At 70.6% G+C, this 22,966-nt stretch carries 22 protein-coding genes and 1 tRNA gene; 18 read left to right on the top strand and 5 right to left on the bottom strand.

From position 1 onward, the window contains the following. The 15 genes from VE326_06255 to VE326_06185 form a co-directional block, all read left to right on the top strand. Positions 1 to 2,665, top strand: a 2,665-nt coding sequence (locus VE326_06255; GenBank protein HYJ32806.1) for a putative Ig domain-containing protein, incomplete at its 5' end; no start/stop codon positions are given. Between the two features lie 113 nt (positions 2,666 to 2,778). Further along, positions 2,779 to 3,387 carry a sugar transferase gene (locus tag VE326_06250; GenBank protein ID HYJ32805.1) on the top strand — a complete coding sequence of 203 codons (609 nt, stop codon included), beginning with the start codon at positions 2,779 to 2,781 and terminating at the stop codon, positions 3,385 to 3,387. 33 nt (positions 3,388 to 3,420) lie between these two features. Beyond that, positions 3,421 to 4,491, top strand: coding sequence for a sugar phosphate nucleotidyltransferase (locus VE326_06245; protein HYJ32804.1), 1,071 nt, complete (start codon positions 3,421 to 3,423; stop codon positions 4,489 to 4,491). Beyond that, positions 4,478 to 5,128, top strand: a complete 651-nt coding sequence (locus VE326_06240) for an SPOR domain-containing protein (protein ID HYJ32803.1) — start codon at positions 4,478 to 4,480, stop codon at positions 5,126 to 5,128. The genes VE326_06245 and VE326_06240 overlap by 14 nt, the downstream gene beginning before the upstream one ends. A gap of 13 nt (positions 5,129 to 5,141) precedes the next feature. Beyond that, positions 5,142 to 6,182, top strand: coding sequence for a DUF4931 domain-containing protein (locus VE326_06235; protein HYJ32802.1), 1,041 nt, complete (start codon positions 5,142 to 5,144; stop codon positions 6,180 to 6,182). Between the two features lie 2 nt (positions 6,183 to 6,184). After that, entirely contained in the window at positions 6,185 to 7,774 is a 1,590-nt protein-coding gene (locus tag VE326_06230; GenBank protein ID HYJ32801.1) for a glycogen/starch synthase, read from the top strand. Positions 7,775 to 7,808: 34 nt separating this feature from the next. Then, positions 7,809 to 7,885: transfer RNA gene (locus VE326_06225), tRNA-Gly, on the top strand. Between the two features lie 187 nt (positions 7,886 to 8,072). Continuing rightward, a complete protein-coding gene (locus tag VE326_06220; GenBank protein HYJ32800.1) occupies positions 8,073 to 8,378 on the top strand; it encodes an SWIB/MDM2 domain-containing protein in 306 nt (101 codons plus the stop codon). Positions 8,379 to 8,763: 385 nt separating this feature from the next. Continuing rightward, positions 8,764 to 9,165, top strand: a complete 402-nt coding sequence (locus VE326_06215) for an ATP-binding protein (GenBank protein ID HYJ32799.1) — start codon at positions 8,764 to 8,766, stop codon at positions 9,163 to 9,165. Beyond that, the gene (locus VE326_06210) at positions 9,165 to 9,449 is read left to right on the top strand and encodes an STAS domain-containing protein (GenBank protein HYJ32798.1); all 285 of its coding nucleotides are present in this window, start codon (positions 9,165 to 9,167) and stop codon (positions 9,447 to 9,449) included. Before VE326_06215 ends, VE326_06210 begins: the two co-directional genes overlap by 1 nt. Before the next feature lie 49 nt (positions 9,450 to 9,498). After that, positions 9,499 to 10,044: a sigma-70 family RNA polymerase sigma factor gene (locus VE326_06205; protein ID HYJ32797.1), complete on the top strand. Its 546-nt coding sequence runs from the start codon at positions 9,499 to 9,501 to the stop codon at positions 10,042 to 10,044. After that, a complete protein-coding gene (locus VE326_06200) occupies positions 10,041 to 10,775 on the top strand; it encodes a hypothetical protein (GenBank protein ID HYJ32796.1) in 735 nt (244 codons plus the stop codon). Before VE326_06205 ends, VE326_06200 begins: the two co-directional genes overlap by 4 nt. Before the next feature lie 105 nt (positions 10,776 to 10,880). Then, on the top strand, positions 10,881 to 11,813 hold the full coding sequence (locus VE326_06195; protein ID HYJ32795.1) for a PQQ-binding-like beta-propeller repeat protein: 933 nt from the start codon (positions 10,881 to 10,883) through the stop codon (positions 11,811 to 11,813). A 77-nt stretch (positions 11,814 to 11,890) separates the two neighbouring features. After that, positions 11,891 to 14,980, top strand: a complete 3,090-nt coding sequence (locus VE326_06190) for a hypothetical protein (protein HYJ32794.1) — start codon at positions 11,891 to 11,893, stop codon at positions 14,978 to 14,980. A 10-nt stretch (positions 14,981 to 14,990) separates the two neighbouring features. Further along, complete coding sequence (locus VE326_06185; protein ID HYJ32793.1) at positions 14,991 to 15,995, top strand: PrsW family glutamic-type intramembrane protease; 1,005 nt, start codon at positions 14,991 to 14,993, stop codon at positions 15,993 to 15,995. Here VE326_06185 and rocF read toward each other — a convergent pair. Continuing rightward, positions 15,992 to 16,912: an arginase gene (gene rocF / locus VE326_06180; protein ID HYJ32792.1), complete on the bottom strand. Its 921-nt coding sequence runs from the start codon at positions 16,910 to 16,912 to the stop codon at positions 15,992 to 15,994. The two genes, VE326_06185 and rocF, sit on opposite strands and share 4 nt — an antisense overlap. A 10-nt stretch (positions 16,913 to 16,922) precedes the next feature. Further along, the gene (locus VE326_06175) at positions 16,923 to 18,425 is read right to left on the bottom strand and encodes a DEAD/DEAH box helicase (protein HYJ32791.1); all 1,503 of its coding nucleotides are present in this window, start codon (positions 18,423 to 18,425) and stop codon (positions 16,923 to 16,925) included. A gap of 32 nt (positions 18,426 to 18,457) precedes the next feature. Here VE326_06175 and VE326_06170 point away from each other — a divergent pair, with 32 nt between their 5' ends. From VE326_06170 to VE326_06160, 3 genes are all read left to right on the top strand, one after another. Further along, positions 18,458 to 18,979, top strand: a complete 522-nt coding sequence (locus tag VE326_06170) for a DinB family protein (GenBank protein ID HYJ32790.1) — start codon at positions 18,458 to 18,460, stop codon at positions 18,977 to 18,979. A gap of 93 nt (positions 18,980 to 19,072) precedes the next feature. Continuing rightward, positions 19,073 to 19,396 (top strand): hypothetical protein, encoded by a 324-nt coding sequence (locus VE326_06165; GenBank protein HYJ32789.1) that lies wholly within the window; start codon positions 19,073 to 19,075, stop codon positions 19,394 to 19,396. 22 nt (positions 19,397 to 19,418) lie between these two features. Continuing rightward, positions 19,419 to 20,900 carry an aminotransferase class V-fold PLP-dependent enzyme gene (locus tag VE326_06160; protein HYJ32788.1) on the top strand — a complete coding sequence of 494 codons (1,482 nt, stop codon included), beginning with the start codon at positions 19,419 to 19,421 and terminating at the stop codon, positions 20,898 to 20,900. 36 nt (positions 20,901 to 20,936) lie between these two features. On the opposite strand, the gene VE326_06155 is transcribed toward VE326_06160, so the two are convergent. Genes VE326_06155 through VE326_06145 form a run of 3 tightly spaced genes read right to left on the bottom strand, consistent with a single transcriptional unit; the run spans position 20,937 to position 22,958 of the window. Then, entirely contained in the window at positions 20,937 to 22,352 is a 1,416-nt protein-coding gene (locus VE326_06155) for an amidase (protein ID HYJ32787.1), read from the bottom strand. Then, a complete protein-coding gene (locus tag VE326_06150) occupies positions 22,345 to 22,617 on the bottom strand; it encodes a hypothetical protein (protein HYJ32786.1) in 273 nt (90 codons plus the stop codon). The genes VE326_06155 and VE326_06150 overlap by 8 nt, the downstream gene beginning before the upstream one ends. Next, positions 22,614 to 22,958, bottom strand: a complete 345-nt coding sequence (locus tag VE326_06145) for a histidine triad nucleotide-binding protein (protein HYJ32785.1) — start codon at positions 22,956 to 22,958, stop codon at positions 22,614 to 22,616. The genes VE326_06150 and VE326_06145 overlap by 4 nt, the downstream gene beginning before the upstream one ends. Positions 22,959 to 22,966 lie beyond the last annotated feature (8 nt).

Genomic DNA, 22,966 nt, shown 5'->3' with positions numbered 1-22,966 from the left:
GAACGCCCTCTCGGGCTCGGCGACGACGGCGATCACGATCTCGAACGGCGACCGGCCGCCGGTGGTCACGGCTCCCGCGACCGCCTCGGGTAACGAGAACACGCTGATCACCTTCACGGTGACGGCTTCGGATCCCGATGCGGATCCCATCACCACGCTCACCGCTACGGGCACGGCCATCACGGCGGGCGCGACGTTCGCGGCGGGTGCGGGCAATACGAGCGGCACGCTCTCCTGGACGCCGAACTTCACCCAGGCGGGCAGCTACTCCGTCACCTTCACCGCTACGAACGCGCTGAGCGGCTCGGCCACCACCGCGATCACGATCACGAACACCGATCGTGCTCCGGTCGTGACGGCCCCGGCGACGGCGAGCGGCGCTTCGAACACGCTCCTCACCTTCACGGTGACGGCTTCGGATCCCGACGGCGACGCGATTGCTTCGCTGACCGGCGCTCCGCTGCCTTCGGGCGCGACGTTCACGGCGAACGCGACGAACACCTCGGGGACGTTCAGCTGGACCCCGACCAACGCGCAGACCGGCACGTTCAACGTGACGTTCACGGCGTCGAACGCCCTCACGGGCACGGCGACGACGGTCATCACGGTTACGAACGGCGACCGGGCTCCGGTGGTCACGGCTCCCGCGACGGCTTCGGGTGCTGAGAACACGCTGATCACCTTCACGGTGTCGGCGGTGGATCCGGATGGCGAAGCGATCACGACCCTGACGGCGGCTCCGCTTCCGTCGGGCGCGACGTTCACCTCGAACGCGGCCCATACGTCGGGCACGTTCAGCTGGACGCCCAGCTTCAGCCAGTCGGGCAGCTACAACGTGACGTTCACGGCGACGAACGCCCTCTCGGGTTCGGCGACGACGGCGATCACGGTCACCAACGTCGACCGGGCTCCGGTGGTTACGGCTCCCGCGACGGCTTCCGGCAACGAGGGAACCCTGATCACCTTCACGGTGAGCGCCTCGGATCCGGACGGTGACGCCATTGCTTCGCTCACGGGCGCTCCGCTCCCGGCGGGCGCGACGTTCACGGCTGGCGCCGGCAACACGAGCGGCACCTTCAGCTGGACGCCGTCGTTCACGCAGGCGGGCTCCTACAGCGTGACGTTCACGGCGTCGAACGCCCTGACGGGTTCGGCTTCCACGAGCATCACGGTGAACAACGTCGACCGGGCGCCGGTGGTTACGGCTCCGCCGACGGCTTCGGGTGCGGAAGGCACGACGATCACCTTCACGGTGACGGCGTCCGATCCGGACGGTGACGCGATCGCTTCGCTCACCGCGGCTCCGCTTCCCGGCACGGCGACGTTCACGGCGAACGCCTCGAACACCTCGGGGACGTTCAGCTGGGCGACGACGCTGGCCGATGCGGGCACCTACAACGTGACGTTCACGGCGTCGAACGCGCTCAGCGGCTCGGCGACGACGGCCGTCACGGTGACCAACGCGAACCAGAACCCGGTGGTCACGGCTCCGGCCACGGCCTCGGGCAACGAAGGCACCCTGATCACGTTCAACGTGACGGCGACGGATCCTGACGGCGACCACGTGACCCTCACGGCACTCGGTCTCCCGTCCGGTTCGACCTTCACGGACAACGGGAACAACACGGGCACCTTCAGCTGGACGCCGAGCTTCACCCAGGCGGGCAGCTACAGCGTGACGTTCCATGGCGCCGATGGAAACGGCGGCAGCGCGAATGCGACGACCTCGATCACGGTGAACAACGTGGATCGTGCGCCGATCGCCAACGCGGGCGGCCCCTACACCGGTATCACGGGCGTCAACGTGAACTTCAATGGCACGGGCTCGTCCGATCCGGACGGCGACGCGCTGACCTACGCGTGGGACTTCGGTGACGGCTCCACGGGCACGGGTGCGACGACCTCGCATGCGTACGCCGCGGCCGGAACCTACACGGTCACGCTGACGGTTACCGCGAATGGACAGTCGTCCACGGCCACCACGACGGCGACGATCTCGGACACGTTCTCGGCGACGGCCTTCGCTACGGGTGGCAACAAGACCATCTCGCTGGCGGCGGGCAAGCCGTACTCGTGCGTCCAGGTCCAGCCGGACGGCGGAACGTTCAGCACCAACGACGTGAATCTCGCGAGCATCCGGATGGTCTATCCGAGCGGCTCGAACAACTCCGTCCTCGCCGATCCGTCGAAGACGTCCATCGACGGTGACAAGAACGCGGATGGGATCACGGAGATCACGGCGTGCTTCACCAAGGCGAATCTGCGCACGCTGTTCACCGGACTCCCGTCCGGCTCCAATACCGTCACGGTTGACATCACGGGCACTCTCATCGGCGGCGGGCAGTTCAAGGCCACGATGCAGCTCATCGTGAAGTCGAACGGAACGTTCTTGGCGGCGAGCATTTCGCCGAACCCGCTCAACCCGCAGGCGAAGCTCTCCTTCATGACGACGAAGCCGGGCGCCGTTCGGGTCCAGATGTTCGACCCGCAGGGCCGCCTGGTGAAGACGATCACGGATGAGACGACGATGCAGGCTGGGTACCACGACTACACGATCGACGGGCGTTCCTCGACCGGCTCCAAGCTGGCCTCGGGCGTCTACTTCGTGAAGGTCTGGTCGCAGTTCGACGGATCGGAAGTGAAGAGCATCACGATCCTCAAGTAGTCCGCTGTTCGAGGGTCGGTCGTAGGGAACTCAGGGCCGCGGCGCAAGCCGCGGCCCTCTTCCTTTTCCCCCGGCGGACGCGGGCCGCGACGGGGCGTGGTAGATTGCGCGGCATGGGGGCCTACCGTCGGTTCGGGAAGCGGGCGCTCGATCTGGCCCTGGGGTCCGTTCTTTCCATCGTGGCGCTCCCCGTGATCGCGGTCGCCGCCGTCCTCGTGAAGCTCGACTCGCCGGGCCCGGTGTTCCATCGCGCCGTGCGCGTGGGGCGCGGCGGGCGCAAGTTCACCTTCCTGAAGCTCCGTTCCATGCAGAAGGACGCCGAGGAGCTTCGCGGCCTCTTGCTGCACTTGAACGAATCCCAGTGGCCCGCCTTCAAGCTGACCAACGACCCCCGCGTGACGCGGGTGGGGCGCCTGCTCCGGAAGACGTCGCTCGACGAGCTGCCGCAGCTCTGGCACGTGGTCCAGGGACACATGAGCCTGGTCGGCCCGAGGCCTCCCTTTCCCGAGGAGGTGGAGCGCTACGAGCCGTGGATGCTGCGCCGCCTGGCGGTGCGTCCCGGCCTCACCTGCCTCTGGCAGATCTCCGGCCGAAGCGACCTCTCCTTCGAAGAGTGGATGCGGCTCGATCTGGAGTACGTGGACCGCTACTCGCCGGCCATGGACGCGCGGATCCTCCTCCTCACGGTGCCCGCCGTGATCTCGGGCCGGGGCGCCTACTAGACTCCCGCAGCACCGTGTGATACCGCTCCACGCATGCGACTCCACCCGGTGATCCTGGCGGGAGGGCGCGGCGAGCGCTTCTGGCCGCTCTCGCGCCGCGCCCGGCCGAAGCAGCTCCTGCCGCTCCTCTCCGAACGCTCGATGCTGGCCGACACGCTGGCGCGGCTTCGTGGAGCCGCCCTGCCGCGCGACACGTTCGTCATCACCGCGCGCGACCTGGCGGGCGCGGTGCGCGACGCCGTTCCGGAGATCCCGCACCACCACGTGGTGGGGGAGCCGGTGGGGAAGAACACGGCGCCCGCGGTGGCGCTGGCGGCCTGGTGGCTGCGCGACGCAGGGGAGGACGCCGTCGTCGCGGTGCTCCCCTCCGACCATCGCGTGGAGCCGGCGGAGCGCTTCCGGGAGGAGCTGGTCCGCGCGGGCGAGGCCGCGCTCGAGCGCGGCGCGATCGTGACTTTCTGCATGCCGCCGACGCGTCCGGAGACGGGCTACGGCTACATCGAGGTGGGCGCCGCCACGGCGCCCGGCTCGCCGCTGGCGACCGTGGCGGCGTTCCGCGAAAAGCCGGACCTGGCGACCGCCTCCCGCTACGCCTCGGACGGACGGCATCTCTGGAACGCGGGGATGTTCCTCTTTCCGCCGGGGGTCATGCTGGAGGAGATCCGCGCGCACGCGCCCGAGATCGCGGAGCTCCTTCCCGCGCTCCCCGCGCGGCTCGCCGAGGACGAGGCGGCGCTCCTGCGCTACTACGGTGCGGCCCCGTCGGTCTCGATCGACGTCGCGGTGATGGAGCGGAGCGCGCGCGCCCTCGTGGCGCGCGCCGGGTTCGCCTGGGACGATCTCGGCTCGTGGGCGGCGCTGGGGCAGGGGGAGGCGGCGGAGGGATCGGGGTCGAACGTGACGCGGGGGAGGACGATCCTCCTCGACTCCGACGGCGTGGTCGCCTTCGCCGACGGCGGGCTGGTCGCCGCCGTGGGCGCGCGCGACCTGGTCATCGTGCACACCCCGGACGCCACCCTGGTCTGCCCGAAGGATCGCGTGCAGGAAGTGCGCGCGCTGGTGGCCCGGCTGAAGGCCGAGCCCGGCGGCGATGCGTTCCTCTAGCGGCGGCCCCGTCCGGCGCCTCCGCCGGCCGCTCGCGCCCGCCGCGCTCCTCGCGGCCCTCTTGGCGGCCCTCGCCCTCGGCGGGTGCGCCCACGCCCCGCGCCGCGGAGAGGCGGCCGCGCCCGCGGAGCCCGACCACGAGGCGCCCGCCCCTCCGACGCGGCGCGCCGAGCTGCCGCCGGAGCCGGTCCCCTCCGAGCGCCCGGCCGGCGCTCCCGCTCGCCTGGACCCCTCGGAGCAGATCACCCCCCGGGAGCTGGCGACGCTCCCCGACCCGGTGCCCCGGGGAGGCGCCCAGGCGCCGCCCGCGCCGGCCCCGGACGCGCCGGAGCGTCCCTCCGGCACGCCCGCGCCGGAATCGGTGCCTGGGCCCTCGGGAGGCGATTCGGCCGCTCCTGCGCCCTCGGAGGGGCTCTGGCGCGTGCAGATCCACGCTTCCGAGAGCCGCGCCGAGGCGGAACGGGTGGGACGCGCCGCGGCGCGGCGGCTCCAGGCAGAGCTCGTCATCCAGCGCGAGGGGTCCCTCTACAAGGTCCGGCTGGGGGCGTTCGCGACCGAGGCGGAGGCGCAGGCGCTTCGCGACCGGGCGGCCCGGGCGGGGTACCCGGGCGCGTTTCGGACCCGTTCGAGCCCGTAGTAGACTTCGCGCCGTGGAGACGTCCCCGGAGGCGCCCGAGCTGCGCAAGGACCCCATCGCGGGGCGCTGGGTGGTGATCGCGCCCGAACGCGGCCGGCGCCCCTCGTCCGCGCCTCCTCCGTCCACGGCCGCCGCGGCCGCCGGACCCTGCCCCTTCTGCCCGGGGAACGAGGGGCACACGCCGCCCGAGGTGGACGCGCGGCGCGATCCCGATTCCCGCCCCGACGCGCCGGGATGGAGAACGCGCGTCATCCCGAACAAGTTCGCGGCGCTCCGTCCCTCGGGAGCGGCGGAGCGGGTCCGGGACGGGATCTACGAGCGAATGGAGGGCGTGGGGGCCCACGAGGTGATCATCGAGTCGCCCGAGCACGACGCGGAGCTCTCGGAGCTTGCCGTGGAGCGGATCGCGGAGGTGCTCGAGGTCTGCCGCGACCGCGCCCGCGCGCACGCGTCCGACCCGCGCGTGCGCTACGTGCTTCCGTTCAAGAACTACGGCGCCTGGGCCGGCGCCTCGCAGGAGCACAGCCATATCCAGCTCCTCGCGACGCCGGTGATCCCGAACGTGGCGCGCGAGGAGCTCACGGAGTGCGAGCGGCGCTGGCGCGAGACGGGGCGCTGCTCCTTCTGCGCCATGATCGCGCACGAGCTCGAGGCGCGCGACCGCCTCATCGCGCGCGACGACCGCTTCGTCGCGCTGGCGCCCTACGCTTCGCGGTTCGCCTACGAGACCTGGATCCTCCCGCTCCGGCACGAATCGTCCTTCACGTCGGCCGAGCGGGCGGAGCTGGACGCCCTGGCCGCGCTCCTCGGCTCGACGCTCCGGCGCATGCGCGCGGCGCTCGACCGCCCCTGCTACAACTTCCTGATCCATTCCGCGCCCGCGCGCGACCCCTCGCTTCCGTGGTATCACTGGCACGTGGAGATCGTGCCCAAGCTCTCGATGGCCTCCGGTTTCGAATGGGGGACCGGCGCCTATATCAACGCCGTTCCGCCCGAAGAGGCCGCGGAGCGGCTGCGCGCGCCCGAGCGCGCCGCGGCGCCGCCCTCTCCGTAGCCATGGCCCAGCGCTTCCGCGTCGCCATCCTGAGCGCCGAGTGCGTCCCCTTCGCCAAGGTGGGCGGGCTGGGCGACGTGACCGGCGCGCTCTCCCGCGCCGTGGCGGATCTCGGCTGCTCGGTGGCCGTGGTCCTCCCGCGCTACGGAGATCTCGCGCTGCCCGAAGGGGCCACGCTCGAGCTGGTCGGGCAGGTCGAGGTCCCCGTGTCGGGGCGGGACGAGACAGCCCTCCTCTACCGTCTTCATCAGGCGGGCCTGCCCGGACACCTGCACCACTTCTTTCTGGCGAACGAGACCTGGTTCGGCCGCGACGGCGTCTACGCCGATCCCAGCACGGGGACCCCATTCGCCGACAACGCCGAGCGCTGGGTCTTCTTCGCGCGCGCCTCCCTCGAGGCGCTTCGCGCGGCGGCCTACGCCCCCGAGGTGATCCACGCCAACGACCACCAGACGGCGCTCGCTCCGGCCTATCTCAAGACGCTCCTCGCCGACGATCCCTTCTTCCAGATGACGGCGACGATCCTGGCCATCCACAACCTCGGCTATCAGGGGGTCTACCCGCCCGAGACGATGCGCGCCGCCGGCTTCCCGGAGGATCTCTTCCATCCGCTCTCGCCCTTCGAGTTCTGGGGGAAGATGAACTTCCTGAAGGCGGGGATCCACTTCGCCGACGTGCTCGTCACGGTGAGCGAGCGCTATGCCGAGGAGATCCAGTCGGGGGAGGAGTTCGGCTTCGGGCTGCAGGGGGTGCTGAACGCGCGGCGCAACGACCTGGTGGGGATCCTGAACGGCATCGACGTGAAGACCTGGAATCCGCGCACCGACCGGCATCTCGCCGCGCGCTACGACGCGGAGAGCCTGGACTCGAAGGAGCGCTGCACCGAGGCGCTCCTCGAGGAGATGGGGCTCTCGCGCGCGCCGCGGCGTGCGGTCTTCGGGATGATCTCCCGCCTCGTGGAGCAGAAGGGGCTGGACCTGATCCGCGCGGCCGCCGACCGCCTCTTCGCGCTCCCGGCGCGCTGGGTTTTCCTCGGGAACGGGGAGCGGGAGTACGAGGAGTTCCTGGAGGGCGCGGCGCGGCGCCACCCCGACCGGGTCGCGTTCCGGCGCGGCTTCGACGACCCGCTCGCCCACCGGATCGAGGCGGGGGCCGACTTCTTCCTCATGCCCTCGCACTACGAGCCGTGCGGGCTGAACCAGATGATGAGCATGCGCTACGGCACCGTCCCCGTCGTCCGGGCCACGGGCGGCCTGGCCGACACGGTGGAGCCGGTGACGCGTCGCGGGGAGGAGGGGACCGGAATCCTGTTCGAACCCTATACGGCCGAGGCGCTGGTCCGCGCCGCCGAAGAGGCGGTGGCGCTCTTCGCCGAGCCGGCCGCGCTGGCGCGTGTCCGCCGCCAGGGCATGGCCCGCGATTTCTCCTGGGAGTCCTCGGCGCGGAAGTACATCCACCTCTACCGCCAGGCGAACGCGGCCCGCAGGATGGGGTCGGGATTCAACCGCTGGCTGGAAGCGATGGAGGGCGAGGGGCGCCGCGGCGGCCCGCCGTCCCCGCCTCCCTTGACGAGGGGAAAAGGGGGGGTTTAGAATCCCCTCCGCCGTACCGACAAGTTCCCTGTGAGCGGAAGTAGCTCAGCCCGGTAGAGCCCCACCTTGCCAAGGTGGTTGTCGCGGGTTCAAATCCCGTCTTCCGCTCCACTTTTATTCTTCGGCGCTCCACGTTTCCTCTTCCGGCTCCCGCCTTTCGGGCGATTCTCCTGGGAAAAACATCGGTTTTCCCTCGGAAAATCACCATTTTTCCCTGTACGCCAGCACTGAATCTGCTAGTACTTCCCTTCGGCGCCGACATGTTCGGATCGGCCGACGTTCACGAAAGGAGAGGTGCATGCCAGCTAAGAAGCGCGCCGCAGCAAAGCCCAAGAAGAAAACGGCCTCCAAGCGGAAGCCGAGTGCCGCGTTCATGAAGCCGATGCAGCCGTCGGCGACCCTCTCCGAAGTGGTGGGCGCGAAGGCGATGCCGCGCACCGAGGTGACGAAGAAGCTGTGGGCGTACATCAAGAAGAACAAGCTCCAGGACGCGAAGAAGCGCACGATGATCAACGCGGACGACAAGCTCAAAGCGATCTTCGGTGGCAAGAAGCAGGTGAGCATGTTCGAGATGACCAAGCTCGTCTCGAAGCATCTCAAGTAAGCGTCTATCGATCCTACGGCGCCCGTATCGCGCCCCCGCCGCGAAGCACCGCGGCGGGGGCGTTCGATTCCCCGGTCCACCTCCGGCGCCGCGCCCGGGTCCGGCGGGAATCCGCACAGACCCGTTGAATCCCGGGGGCGGACCGACTAGGCTCAGCCCTTCGTGGCCCCTCGGGGGGAAGGCGCCACTCCCCGGCGCAGACCCGCCTCCTCCGACTCGACAAGCCGTCCACGGCACCCGAAACGCGAGGCCGGTCATGTCGCGACATCTCGTCGTCATCGTCACCAACCTCCGGCTCGGCACGAGAGGCGCGCTTCGCGCGCCGGCCGCCGCGGCCCGGGGGATATAGGGAGACCGGCGGCCCACCGCGGGCTATCGTGTGCGCGTGGACGAGCGGCGCTTCCCGCGATCCTTCGATTCCCTCGAGCCGATCTTCGGCATGATCGCCGATTTTCTCAGGGACGAAGGGCTGGACGGGACGGTCGCTTTCGATCTGGACCTGATCGCGGAGGAGCTCTTCACCAACATGGTGAAGTACGGAAGCGGGAACGAGCCCGTCGCCATCGGGCTCCGGCGCGAGGAGGATGCGGTCCTCCTCGTGCTGCGCGACTTCGACGCGCGCCCCTGGGACGTGACCCGGCCCCGGGCACTCCCCGACGCGCCCATCGCCCAGCGCAAGGCGGGCGGCCTCGGGCTGCATCTCGTGCAGCGGCTCGCCGACGGCCTGGAGTACCACCACGACGGGCGCTCCGGAACGATCACGGTCCGGAAGCGGGTCGCGCCCTGATGTTCGAGGCTCGGTTCGAGGGCGAGGACCGCGTACGTCTGGTGGGCCGCCTGGACGCCTCCCAGGCCGACGCCGCGCTGGCCGCGCTCGGCCGCCTGCAGGGACCCTCCGTGGCCGATTTCTCCGAGCTCGAATACATCTCCAGCGCCGGAATCGGCGTCATCCTGGAAACGTACAAGCGCCTCCACCAGGGGGGCCATACGTTCCTCCTCACCAACCTGAGCCCGCGGATCCGCAGCATCTTCGGCTACGCCGGGCTCGACCGCGTCCTCCTCATTGAGTAGCCGCCTCGCCGTGGAATCGCGCCAACTTCCGGCGCCCGCCCGTGTAGGTATGGACGGAGCGCGTGAAGCGGAGCTGATCCGCCGGTCTCTGGACGGCGACGCCGACGCCTACGGCGAGCTGGTCGCCGCCCATCAGCGGGTCCTGTACAACGTGGCGCTCCGCATGACGGGAAACCGGGAGGACGCGCAGGACGTCACGCAGATCGCCTTCATCAAGGCGTACCAGAAGCTCGCGACCTTCGACCGGGGCCGGAAATTCTTCAGCTGGGTCTACCGGATCTTGTGGAACGAGACCTTGAACCTGGTGCAGCGACGCCCGCGCCATGAGGCGCTGGACGAGGAGACGCCCGCGGAGCAGCGGTCGCCGGAAGCGGAGTCGGAGGAGCGCGAAACCAGCGCCCGCATCCATGAGGCCATCGAGGAGCTGCCCTCCGACTACCGGCAGGTGATCCTGCTGCGGCACTTCGCGCAGCTCTCCTATCAGGAGATGAGCCGCGTGATCGAGCTTCCCGAGAAGACCGTGAAATCGCGCCTCTTCACCGCGCGGAGGCTCCTCGGGTCGATCCTGGAACGGAAAGGAGTCGCGCTGACATGAAGCCGCGCGCCAACGACGAGAACGAAAGCGACGAGGCGGTAGCCCGGATGCTGGACCGGGTCCCGCTCGAGGATCCGCCGTCGGACCTCCGGCAGAACGTTCTCCGCGCGATCGGGAGTCGTCCGGAAACGTCCCGCCAGGGTTGGTTCGAGGCCGTTCGCGCGGAGCTGCGCGAGCGGATCGTTCCCCGGATGATCCCGTTCGCGGCGGGCGCCGCGGCGGGCGTGGTCGTCTTCGCCCTGGCTTCGGGGAGTGGCCTGTGGCGAGGCACCGGCAGCATGCCGTCCGACGGCGTGATGGCGCCCCTCGTCCGGGGGGCCGGCAGCGTCGCCGGCGGCATCGCCGGAACCAAGGTGGACGACCAGAGCTTCGAGCTGGGCCGGGCGAACGTCCGGTTCGAGGTGTTCCGGTCGAAGGACCGGGCGATGGTGGCCGTGCAGGCCGATGCCGTCGACCCGGTCCTGGTCACGGTCCAGCTTCCTCCGGGCGCGTCCCGGGTCGAGCGGCTCGTGACCATGCCTTCTTCACGGGGCGGGGTGGAGTACGGACCCGGCTGGGTCCGCGTGCGCCAGGCCGGGCGGGACCGGGCGGAAATCGGTCTCGTCATCGACGCCGGCGCCGGGGACGCTCCGATCCGCATCGCCGTCGAGGCTCCGGGAGGGACAGTCCGAGGCGCGCTCCGGGCGAACGCGGCCCCAGCCGCCGGCCTGTCAGGGCCGAAAACGAACTGATGCTTTTTTTCGCAGGGCGCGCCAACTTTCCGGCGCGATGGGTGTCTTGCATGCGAACGGCCGGCGCGACAAGGCGGTGGCGGTTCGCGAGAGGAGGGAGGTCCCATGAACGGTAAACGATGGGTCGTCGTAGCGGGTCTCGTGGTGGCGGCCGGGGTCGGAATCGCGGCCATGAAGGGGCTCATCCCGCCTCGCTCGGGCGTGGAAGGGACGATCGGCGGAGCCAAGCGGTACCAGGTGGAGCAGATCGCGGACAAGGACGTGAACCTGTCCGATCCCGCGGTCCAGGAGTTCCTCCAGAGCGACCTGTTCCACAAGATCTCGACCGATCCCAATTTCGGCAAGACCATCCTGGTGCCGGCCGAGAACGGCAAGCTGGTACGGGTGCCGACCGAGAACGGAAAGGTCTCGCTGGTTCCGACGGAGAACGGCAAGGCGGTCCTCGTGGCCGTCGAGAACGGCAAGACGGTGCGCGTGCCGACGGAGAACGGCAAGCTCATCCTGGTCCCGACCGAGAACGGCAAGGCGATCCTGGTGCCGGCCGAGAACGGCAAGACCGTGAGCGTGCCGACCGAGAACGGCAAGACGATCCTGGTGCCGGTCGAGAACGGCAAGACGATCCTGGTGCCGACCGAGAACGGCAAGGCGGTGCTGGTGCCGACCGAGTTCGGCAGGACGGTCCTGGTGCCGACCGAGAACGGCAAGACGATCACGGTGCCGACCGAGAACGGCAAGACCATCGTGGTGCCGACCGAGAATGGCAAGACGATCGTGGTGCCGACCGAGAACGGCAAGCTGGTGCTGGTGCCGACCGAGAATGGCAAGGCCGTGCTGGTGCCGACGGAGAATGGCAAGACCGTCCGGGTGCCGACCGAGAACGGCAGGTTCGTCCTGGTGCCGACCGAGAACGGCAAGGTGGTGCTGGTGCCGACCGAAAACGGCAAGACGGTGCAGGTGCCGACCGAGAATGGCAAGACCGCGCTGGTGCCGACCGAGAACGGCAGGACCGCGAACGTGCCGACCGAGAACGGCAACTAGACGGACCGACCGATGCACCGGATCGCGTGACGCAGGACGGGCTCCGATCGCCCGAGTGCCGCAGGCGGGGAGGCCCCGTGGGGGGGGCCTCCTCGTTCGTTTGCCCGGAGGAGCGCGCGCGCGGCGCGCGGCGGTGGTGGGCCGGAGCCGTCGCGGCCGTCCTCCTCGCCACCGGGGCCGGGCCCGCGCGCGCCCAGCTCCGCGTCCTCGAGACCGACGACCTGAGGCTCGTCTATCCCGCGCCCGCCCTCTCCTTCCTCGCTCCCTACGCCGCGCGCTGCTTCGAGAACTCGATCCGCTTCCACGAGCGCCTCTTCGACTACCGGCCCGGCGAGAAGGTCAACGTGATCCTCGACGACGCCTCCGATTTCGGGAATGCCGGGGTCGGGGTGACGCCGCGCGACATCATGGTCGTCCACATCGCGCCGGTGAACTTCGTCTACGAGACGGGCCCCTCGAACGAGCGGATCAACTTCACCATGAACCACGAGGGGGTCCACGTCGCCGCGCTGGACCAGGCGGCGGGGATGGACCGCTTCTTCCGCGGCCTGTTCGCCGGCAAGGTGCGCGACACCTCGCGCCATCCCGAGTCGGTGCTCTACTCGTTCCTCACGACGCCGCGCCGCGCGGCGCCGCGCTGGTACCACGAGGGGGCCGCCGTCTTCCTGGAGACCTGGATGGCGGGCGGGCTGGGGCGGGCGCAGGGCCCGTACGACGAGATGGTCTTCCGAGCGATGACGAAGGACGGAAGCCGCTTCTACGACCCGCTGGGGCTGGAGTCGGAAGGGGCGAAGGTCGACTTCCAGGTGGGCGTGAACTCCTATCTCTACGGCACCCGGTTCATGACCTATCTCGCGTACGAGTACGGCACCGATTCGCTGATGACGTGGATCGCGCGCCGCCCCGGCTCGCATCGGTGGTTCGCGGGGCAGTTCCACTCGGTCTACGGGCGGTCGCTGAACGAGGAATGGCGGCGCTGGATCGCCTGGGAGCGGCGCTTCCAGAGCGCCAATCTCGACTCGATCCGGCTCCATCCGGTCACGGGGTACCGCGACCTCTCCGACCGTCCCCTCGGCTCCGTCTCGCGCGCCTTCGTCGATCCCGCGTCGCGCTCCCTGATCGCCGCCGCGTACTACCCGGGCGCGCCCGCGTCGCTGGTGGCCGTGCCCCTGCCCGGCGGGGAGGAGACCGCTCCAGCCATCGCGGGCGCCGCGCCGGAAGCCGGAGGCGGAGCGCCGGCCCCGGCCGCGTCGGCGCCGCCGCGCCGGCTTCTCGAGGTGAAGGGTCCCGCGCTCTACTTCGTCTCGTCCCTGGCGTTCGATCCGGAGACCCGCACCATCTTCTACACGGCCGACAACAACGAATGGCGCGACCTCTGCGCCTACGACCTGCGCACGAAGAAGAGCCGCGTCCTCCAGAAGGACGCGCGGGTGGGGGACCTCGCGTGGGACGCGAAGGAGGGCACCCTCTGGGGGATCCGGCACTTCAACGGCGTGTCGACCCTGGTTCGCATGCTGCGGCCGTACACCGACTACGCCCGGGTCGCCACGTTTCCGTTCGGCCGCGATCTCTACGACATCGACATCTCTCCCGACGGGAAGCTGCTCGCCGGCTCGGTGGCCGAGATCAACGGGCGGCAGTCACTCCGCCTGTGGAAGACCGATTCGCTGATCGCCGGCGACACCGCGTCGGTCTCGCTCTACGACTTCGGCGCGTCGATCCCCGCCGGGTTCGTCTTCGCTCCCGACGGCCGCCGCCTCTACGGCAGCTCCTACTACACCGGCGTGTCGAACATCTTCCGCTACGACCTGGACGGCGATTCGATGAGCGTGGTGACCAATGCCGAGACCGGCTTCTTCCGCCCCATTCCGCTCGGCGCCGATTCGCTCATCGTCTTCCGCTACGCGGGCGGGGGCTTCGTCCCCGCAGCGATCGAGGCGCGTCCGCTCCAGGACGTCAGCGCGATCACCTTCCTGGGGCAGGCGCTCACGGAGCGGCGCCCGGCGGTGACGACCTGGCGCGTGCCGCCTCCCTCGGTGGTGCCGCTCGACTCGCTCATCCGGAAGGAGGGGCTCTACCGCGCCGGATCCTATCTGGGGCTCGCCTCGCTCTACCCGATCGTCGAGGGGTACAAGGACTACACGGCCGCGGGACTCCAGGCGATCCTCTCCGATCCGCTCGGCCTGGATGCGATCGACCTCTCCCTCTCCTATTCGCCCGCGCGCGGGCTGCCGGCGGGCGAACGCTGGCACGCGGCGCTCGGCGCGGCGCGCGCGCCGTGGAATCTCGAGGCGCGCTGGAACGGCGCCTCCTTCTACGATCTGGGCGGGCCCACGAAGGTGAGCCGGAAGGGCTACGGCGGGACGCTGGGGTACTCCCGCACGCTGATGGACGACGCGCCGAAATCGCTCCTTCTCGACCTGTCCGCGAGCGGCTGGGGCGGGCTGGAGCGCCTGCCGGACTACCAGAACGTCGCGACGTCGCCGGGATTCGACAAGCTGCTCTCCGGCTCCGCCGTGCTCCGGTACCGAAATCTGAGGAGCTCGATCGGCTCGGCCGACTACGAGCGCGGCTGGCGCGGATCGGTCACCCTGGCGAACGACGGCGTCCGCTTCATCCGCGGGGGACGGGCCGCCTGGCGCGGATTCCCCCACGCGGAGGGAACGCTCGACCTGGGCGTGCCGCTCCCGGCGCCGCACGCCTCGGTCTGGCTCCGGTCGGCGGCCGGCCTCTCGCCGGGAGACCGGGAGGAGCCGTTTGCGAACTTCTACTTTGGAGGGTTCGGGAACAACGTGATCGACTACCACGACCCGAAGCGCTACCGGGAGGCGGAAGCGTTCCCGGGAACCGACCTGAACTCGATCGCGGGACGGAACTACGCCAAGACCACGCTCGACCTGAACCTCCCGCCGCTCCGCTTCCGGCGCGCGGGATCGCTCGCGCTCTACGCGACCTGGCTCCGCGCCTCTCTCTTTGCGGGGGGACTCGTGACCAACCTCGACGACGCCGATTCCCGCGCGACCGCCGCGGACGTGGGGATCCAGGCCGATCTCCGGCTCCAGCTCTTCACCGTGTCGCCGCTCACGCTGTCGGCGGGGTACGCGCGGGCGTTCCGGCGCGGCGGACCCGGCGACGACGAGTGGATGGTCTCGCTGAAGATCCTGTGAGACGGATCCGGTGACGCCGCTCTTCCCCCTGCTCGCGGGCGTCCTGCCGGTGCTGCTCTTCCTCGCGGCCCTCCTCATCCTCGACAGCTACAAGCTGACCACGCGCCGCGCCGTCCTGCGCTCGATCGGGTGGGGGCTCGTCGCCGCCGGCATCGCCTACGTCGTGAACGCGAGCCTCCTGCGCGCGGGGCTCGATTCCGTTCTCCTCCGCCGCTACGCCGCGCCGGTCGTCGAGGAGTCGCTCAAGGCGGCGCTGCTGGTCATGCTGATCCGCCGTGGCCGCGTCGGCTTCCTCGTGGACGCCGCGATCCATGGCTTCGCCGCGGGCGCGGGCTTCGCGCTGGTGGAGAACGCCTATTACGCCGGCGCGGGCGCCGCGGGCGCCGGCGTCTGGATCGCGCGCGGGCTGGGCACCGCGGTGATGCACGGCTCGGCGACCGCCATCACGGGGATCCTGGCGAAGAGCCTCACGGAGCGGCACGGCGCCTCCTTCCGGTGGTTCCTCCCGGGGCTTGGCGCGGCGATCTTCCTGCACTCCCTCTGGAACCACGTGGTGCTGAACCCCCTGGTCTCCGCGGCGCTCCTCGTCGCGACGATGCCGCTGGTCGTGGCGTTCGTCTTCGAGCGGAGCGAGCGCGCGACCGAGGCCTGGCTGGGCGAGGGGCTGGACGGCGACGTGGAGCTCCTGGAGCTGATCGCGAGCGGGGAGTTCCGCCACACGCACGCGGGCGCCTACCTCGAATCGCTGCGGGCCCGCTTCCCGGGGCCGGTCGTGGCCGACATGCTCTGCTGGCTCCAGATCCACCTGGAGCTGGGCCTTCGCGCGAAGGGGGTCCTGCTCGCGCGCGCGGCGGGGATCGATCTCCCGGTGGATCCCGCCGTCCGGGACGCGTTCGTCGAGATGAAATTCCTCGACCGCTCGATCGGACCCACGGGGAAGCTCGCGATGATGCCGCTCTGGCGGGGGAGCGGCCGCGACCTCTGGCAGCTCCAGCTCCTGGCGGAGCGGCGCTAGAGGATCTGCTTGCCGAAGAGGCTGAGCGCCAGCTCGACCGCCAGGGCGCCGGTCGAGTTCCGGGTGTCGAGCACCGGGTTCACCTCCACGAAATCGGCCGCCACGACGAGCCCGCTCTCGCAGAGGAGCTCCATCGCGAGGTGCGCCTCGCGGTAGGTGATGCCGCCCGGAACCGGCGTGCCGATCCCCGGCGCCTCCTCCGGATCGAGCACGTCCAGATCGAACGAGAGATGGATCCCCCCCGTGCCAGTGCCGGCGATGCGGATCGCGTCGCCGACCACGGTCTTCATGCCGCGCTCGTCCACGTCGCGGATCGTGAACACCGCGACCCCCGAGTCGCGCAGCATCTCCCGCTCGCCGGTGTCGAGATCGCGCACGCCGATGACCGCGGCGTGCTGCGGCTTCACTTTCGGCGCGCGCCCGCCCAGGCGGACCAGCTCCGAGTCGCCCTGCCCGAGGAGGACGGCGAGCGACATGCCGTGGATGTTTCCGGAAGGGGTCGTGAGCGGAGTGTTGCAGTCGCCGTGGGCGTCGAACCAGATCAGCCCGACCGGCTGGGAGCGGATGTCGAAGTGGTTCGAGGTCCCCGCGACCGATCCGATGGCGATCGAGTGGTCGCCGCCCAGCACGAGCGGGGTGCGCCCGGCGCCGTGGATCCGCTCCACCTCGATCCGGAGCGACTCGCAGGCGGCCAGGATGGCCGCCTTGTAGCGGAGGACCCCGGCGCCCACCTCCAGCGTCTCGGGGATCATGACGTCCACGTCGCCGTGGTCGGAGACGCTGTGCCCCAGCGCCTCCAGGCGCGGCTCGAGGTCGGCGATGCGGATGGCCGAAGGGCCCATGTCCACGCCGCGGCGTCCCGCGCCCAGGTCCACGGGCGCGCCGATGATCTCGATCGATGCCGGCTTGAAGCTCATGACGAACGGGCTAGTGGCGTCCTCGCCGCATGCGCTCGGCCGACGTCACCTTGCGGGGACGCCGCCCATGGCGATCGGCATCCCCCGCGGGGGTGGCCTGGTCGGGACGCCGCCGGTCGTTCTCGGATCCCGCGCCGCGGCCGGAGCCACCGTTGCGCGGACCGCCGGAGCGGGGTTGGGATCCCGACCCGGGTCCGGAGCCGGGCCGCCGGGAACCGCCGCCGCGCCGCGGCCCGCCGGCCGCGCCGCCGCCGTGGCGCCCTTCGCGCGAGGAGCCGGGGTAGGTGGCGCCGCGCCGTTCGCGCGCGCCGGAGCCCTGCTCGCGAGGTGAGCCGTTTCCGGCCCGATCCTCGCGGCCGCTCCGCTCTTCGCGGCGGCCGTCCGAGGGGCGCGCCTTGTAGTCGAAGTCGGGCAGCGTGACGCGCGGGATGGCGCGGCCGAGGAACCGCTCGATGGCGGTCATCTGCTTTCCCTCTTCGGGAGCCATGAGCGTGAAGGCGTCGCCGACCGCGTCGACGCGGCCGGTGCGCCCGATGCGGTGCACGTAGTCCTCGGGCGTGTGCGGCACGTCGAAGTTGATCACGTGGGTGATCCCCTCCACGTCGATCCCGCGCGAGGCGATGTCGGTCGCGACCAGCACCGACACGCGTCCGCGGCGGAGGTCGGAGAGCGCGCGCTCGCGCTGGCTCTGGCTCCGGTTTCCGTGGATCGAGGCCACCGAGTGGCCGCGCCGCACGAGCAGCTTGGCCAGGCGGTCGGCGCCGTGCTTGGTGCGCGCGAAGACGATCACGCTCGAGGCCTCGTCCTTGGAGAGCATGGCGTCGAGGAGGTCGGTCTTCTTGTCGCGGGCCACGGGATAGACCGCTTGCGTGATCCCCGCCGCGGGCCGCGACGGAGGGGCCAGGTCGACCCGCGCCGGGTTCTTGAGGGCGTCCTTCGCGACGTTGTTCAGCTCCGGAGGCATCGTCGCCGAGAAGAGGAGCGTCTGGCGCTCCGACGGCAGGAGGCGAAGGATGCGCTTCAGGTCGGGGGCGAAGCCCATGTCCACCATGCGGTCGGCCTCGTCCAGCACCAGGATCTCGATGAAGTCGAGGCGGAGCGCGAGGCGGTCGTGCAGGTCGAGGAGGCGCCCCGGCGTGGCGACGAGCAGCTCCACCCCGGCCTTCATCTGGCGCTCCTGGGGCGGAAGGGGCACGCCGCCGTAAACGACTCCCACCCGGATGTCGGTGAAGCGGGCATAATCGCGGGCGTTCGTCTCCACCTGGGCGGCCAGCTCGCGGGTCGGCGTCAGCACCAGGGCGCGGATGCGCTTGGGGCCCTCGAGGAGACGGCTCAGGATGGGGAGGATGAACGCCGCGGTCTTTCCCGTTCCGGTCTGCGCCGCGGCGATCACGTCCTGTCCCGACAGCACGAGCGGGATGGCGCGGTTCTGGACGGGCGTCGGATCGGTATATCCGGCGGCCCGCACCCCTTTGAGGACGGCGGGCGGCAAGCCCAGTGTGGCGAATGGCATCGGAAGACCATACACGAAAGGAGCCTCCACGTATGCTGCTGATTGCTCGGCCGGCGCCCGGCGAATTCCTTCCCTACTACGGCCGCTACATCGACCTCGTCGGCGACGACCTCTTCGGCGCGCTGCGATCGGGCGTGGGCTCCATGCGCGAGCTCGTGGGGGCGCTGCCGGAAGCGCGCGGCGACTTCCGCTACGCGCCCGGCAAGTGGAGCGTGAAGGAGGTGCTGGGGCACGTGATCGACTGCGAGCGCGTGTTTACCTATCGCGCCCTCCGCTTCTCCCGCAACGATGCCACGCCGCTTCCCGGGTTCGACGAGAACGCATGGACGCCGCAGTCGGGGTACGCGTCGCGCTCGCTTTCCAGCCTGCTGGACGAGCATCGCGACGTCCGCGCCGCCACCGTCGCCTTCTTCGAGAACCTTCCCGAGGCGATGTGGGGGCGGTCCGGCACGGCGAACGACGCGCGGATGAGCGTGCGCGCGGCGGCGTACGTGATCGCCGGCCACGAGCTGCATCATCAGAACGTCCTGCGCGAGCGGTACTTGAACGCCTGAACTCGCCGCGATTTCCCCTCAAGTCCGGGGGGCGATCTGCCGATTCCTGGGATTCGGGGAAGTGCCCTCCGCGACCGGGATCGGGGGAAGCCTATGGACAAGCACGAACGGGGATGGGAAATCCAGGAGGGGCGGACGGACCTGCCGCTCCCGCAGTGGAACGGCAGCTACCGCGGCGACAGCCGGCGCCTGCCGAAAGTGGTGCAGAAGCTGGCCAAGGGACGCCCCCTGACGCCCGAGGAGAAAGCCGAGCTTCTCTGGCGCTTCTACGAGCTGGACATGCAGCGGCGCTCCCGGAGCCGCGGGCTCAAGGGGGTGCTCCTGGTGCTGGCGACGCTGGGCGTGATGGCCTTCATGGCCGCCTATCCGCCGCCCTGGCTGCGGCAGGAGATCGTCAGGTTCCTGGGTCCGGGCTGAGACGCGTGCTACAGTCCTCGGCGTGGCCCACGACCGGGGCGCCGCGGCCACCGCGGCCGACCCCCTCCTCGCCCGGCTCCTCGAGCTGGAACGGCTGACCGCTCCGCTTCACCCCGACGCGGAAGAGCGGGAGTCCCTGGCCGAAGCCGCGTTCGTCCACGCCGAGGCGCTCTCCGACGAAGTCGAGCGCGGCGTCCCCAGCGTGCGCGACCACGGCGACCGCGCGATCACCGAGTTCCCGATCGGCCCCGAGCCGGTCGACGCCGCCACCGTCTTCTCGCTTCTGGTCCGGCACGTGGACGCCCTGGGCATGACGCCCCACGCGCCCGGGTTCTTCGGGTACATCCCGGGCGGGAATCTCTACCATGCCGCCATCGCCGACTTCCTCGCCGCCGTGAGCAATCGCTTCACGGGTCACTTCCTGGGAAGTCCGGGCGCGGTGCGCGTCGAAAACCAGGTGCTCCGCTGGCTCGGCTCGACGGTCGGCTATCCGGCGAGCGCCGCCGGCTCGCTCGCCTCGGGCGGGAGCCTCGCGAACCTGAGCGCGATCCTCGCCGCGCGCGAGGCGGCGAACCTCCGCTCCGAGCAGGTGCCACGCGCGGTGATCTACGCGACCGAGCACGTCCATCACTGCATCCCCAAGGGACTCCGCGTCGCGGGCCTCGGCGAATCCCCGCTCCGCCGCGTCCCGATGGACGCGCACTGGCGCATGGACCCCGAATCGCTCGACCGGATGATCGACGAGGATGCCCGCGCCGGACGGATCCCGTGGCTGATCGTCGCGACCGCGGGCACCACCGACGCCGGCGCGGTGGATCCGCTGGAAGCGATCGCCGACGTCGCGCGACGCCGCGGCCTCTGGATGCACGTGGACGGCGCCTACGGCGGCATGTTCGCGCTCGCCGCCGAGGGGCGGCGGATCCTGGCGGGGATCGAGCGCTCCGACTCGGTGGTGCTCGACCCCCACAAGGGGCTGCACATCCCCTACGGCGTGGGGGCGGTGCTGGTGAAGGACGCGCGCGCGATGCGCGCGGCGCACCGCTTCGACGCGGCGTACGTTCCGGACGAAGCGCACGAGGTGGAGGAGCCCTCCCCGTCGGAGCTCTCGCCCGAGCTGAGCCGCCCCTTCCGCGGGCTTCGCCTCTGGCTTCCGCTCCTGCTGCTCGGGACGCGGCCGTTCGAGGCGGCGCTCGAGGAGAAGCTGCTGCTGGCGCGCTATGCGCACCGGCGCCTCTCGGAGATTCCGGGGCTCGAGGTGGGACCCGAGCCCGATCTCTCGATCGTGGTCTTCCGGATGGCGCCCGACCGCGCCGACGCCGACGAGCGCAACGACCGGCTGGCGCGCGCGCTGGAAGAGGACGGCCGCGCCTTTCTCTCGACCACGCGGCTTTCGGGGAAGCGCTTCCTGCGCCTCGCCATCCTCGCGTCGCGCACGCATCGCCATCAAGTGGACCGCGCGATCGACGCGATCCGGGAGCTCAGCGCCGCCCTGGGCTCGGCCTAGGGCCCGAGGGCGCGACGCGCCCGTTGCTGCGCCGGTCTAGGCGTAGCGGGGTGGCCGCTGCACGTGGAATGACGTGCGCGCCTGGTACAGCTCGCCCAGGTCCAGCAGCAGTCCCTCCTCGAACGCCGATCCCATGATCTGGAACGAGGCCGGCATGTGCCCGCGGCCGAAGCCGGCGGGCAGCGCGATCGCGGGAAGGCCGCACGCGTTTCCGATGGCGCCGACGGGATCAGCGTAGGGAAGGGTCTTCACGAGGTCCTCGGCCACCGGCGGCGCGACCGACATGAAGTTGGGCGTGACGATGACGTCGTAGCGGGAATAGAAGTCGAGCATCTTCTCTTGGAGCACGGCGCGCATGCGCGTTGCCTTCACGTAGTCGGCGCCCGTGAGCGCCTCGGTGACCTCGCGCTGGTAGGGGGCGTAGGGATCCTTGAGCTGGCGCACCGTGCCGTCGTCGAAGAACTTCTCGAAGGTGGAGAGCGCCTCGGCATAGAGGACGGTCGTCGCCGTCTCCGAGGCGGGGAACTCGGGGAGCTTCGCCTCCTCGATCGGCAGCCCCGCGCCGCGCAGCTCGTCCACGGCCGCGCGGAAGGCGGCGCCGACTTCGGGCTCGGCGCCCGGAGTCTTCGCGAAATCCAGCGGCACCAGCGCGGCGCGCAGGCTCCGCAGGTCCAGCCGGCGGCGCCGCATGCGGACCGGCTCGTCGGCCGCGCTCGGATCGTCGGGGTCGGGGCCCGCGATCGCCTCGAGCACCATGCGGCAATCGCCCGCGCTCCGCGCGAGCGGGCCGATCTTGTCGAGCGTGAACGATCCGACCATCCCTCCGGCACGGCTCACCCGCCCGTAGGTGGGGCGGAGTCCCGTCACGCCGCAGAACGCGGAGGGGCAGAGGATCGACCCCCACGTCTCGGTGCCGATGGCGAAGCCGACCAGCCCTGAGGCCACGGCGGCGCCCGATCCCGACGAGGAGCCGCCGGTCCAGCGGTCCAGGTTCCACGGATTCCTGCCGGGGCCCGTCAGCGAGGCGTTGGCGAAGCGGTAGCCGAGGCATCCCGCGAACTCCACCATCCCCAGCTTGCCCAAGAGCACCGCGCCCGCCTCGCGCAGCAGCCGGATCACCGTGGCGTCCTTGTCGAACATCTGACTCCGGGTCGGCGCCGCACCCCAGGTGGTCTTGATCCCCGCCGTCGCCAGGAGATCCTTCGCGCCGTAGGGAATGCCGTGCAGCGGGCCGCGGCGCCGGCCGCGCTGGATCTCCTGCTCCGCCTCGCGCGCCTGCCGCATCGCGACGTCGTCCGTCACCGTGACGAAGGCGTTCATCTCGGCCGCGTAGCGCCGGATCCGGTCGAGGTAGGCCTGGGTCAGCTCGACGGGGGAGAGCTTCCTCCGGCGGATGAGGTCGGAGAGCTGCGCGACCGGCTGGAAACAGAGATCGGCGTGGAGGTCAGGCACGGGAGACGCTCCGCTTCTCGGCCCGGAAGAGGAACGCGGGCCGGCTGCCCGGCGGGAGCTTGTAGGCGCGGATCACCTTCAGCATGTCGGCCACCGATTTCTTCTGGCTGGCGATCTCCTTCCGGGTGGCCGCCGACATCGCCGGCGATTCCGGCGGGGGCGATGCGGGATGCTTGGCCGCGGCGGCGAGCGAGCGCCCCACGGGCTGGGTCAGGACGGCGGCCGCGCTCGCGGCCATGAGCTTCATGAATCGGCGACGTCTCATGATCCGAATCGCCCCAGCGGGGCGCCTCCCACGAGGTGGAAATGAAGGTGAAAGACGGTCTGCCCCGCGTGCGGGCCGACATTGGTCACGAGCCGCCACCCCGATCCCAGCCCCTCGTCGCGGGCGATGCGCGCCGCCAACGGGAAGAGCTGCCCCAGGAGCGTCCCATGTTCCGGCGTGAGCTCCGCGGCGGAGGGGGCGATGTGTCGCTTGGGAATGATCAGGATGTGGGTCGGAGCCTGAGGCGCGATGTCGCGGAACGCGAGGAGGTCGGCCGTGTCGGCCACAGGCTTCGAGGGGATCTCGCCGCTGACGATGCGGCAGAAGAGACAGTCGCTCATGGTCTCCG

The sequence above is a fragment of the Candidatus Binatia bacterium genome (assembly GCA_035631035.1).
Lineage (GTDB): Bacteria > Eisenbacteria > RBG-16-71-46 > SZUA-252 > SZUA-252 > DASQJL01.
Note: the sequence above shows the minus strand (reverse complement) of the source record. Positions and strands in the feature narration are given on the sequence as shown.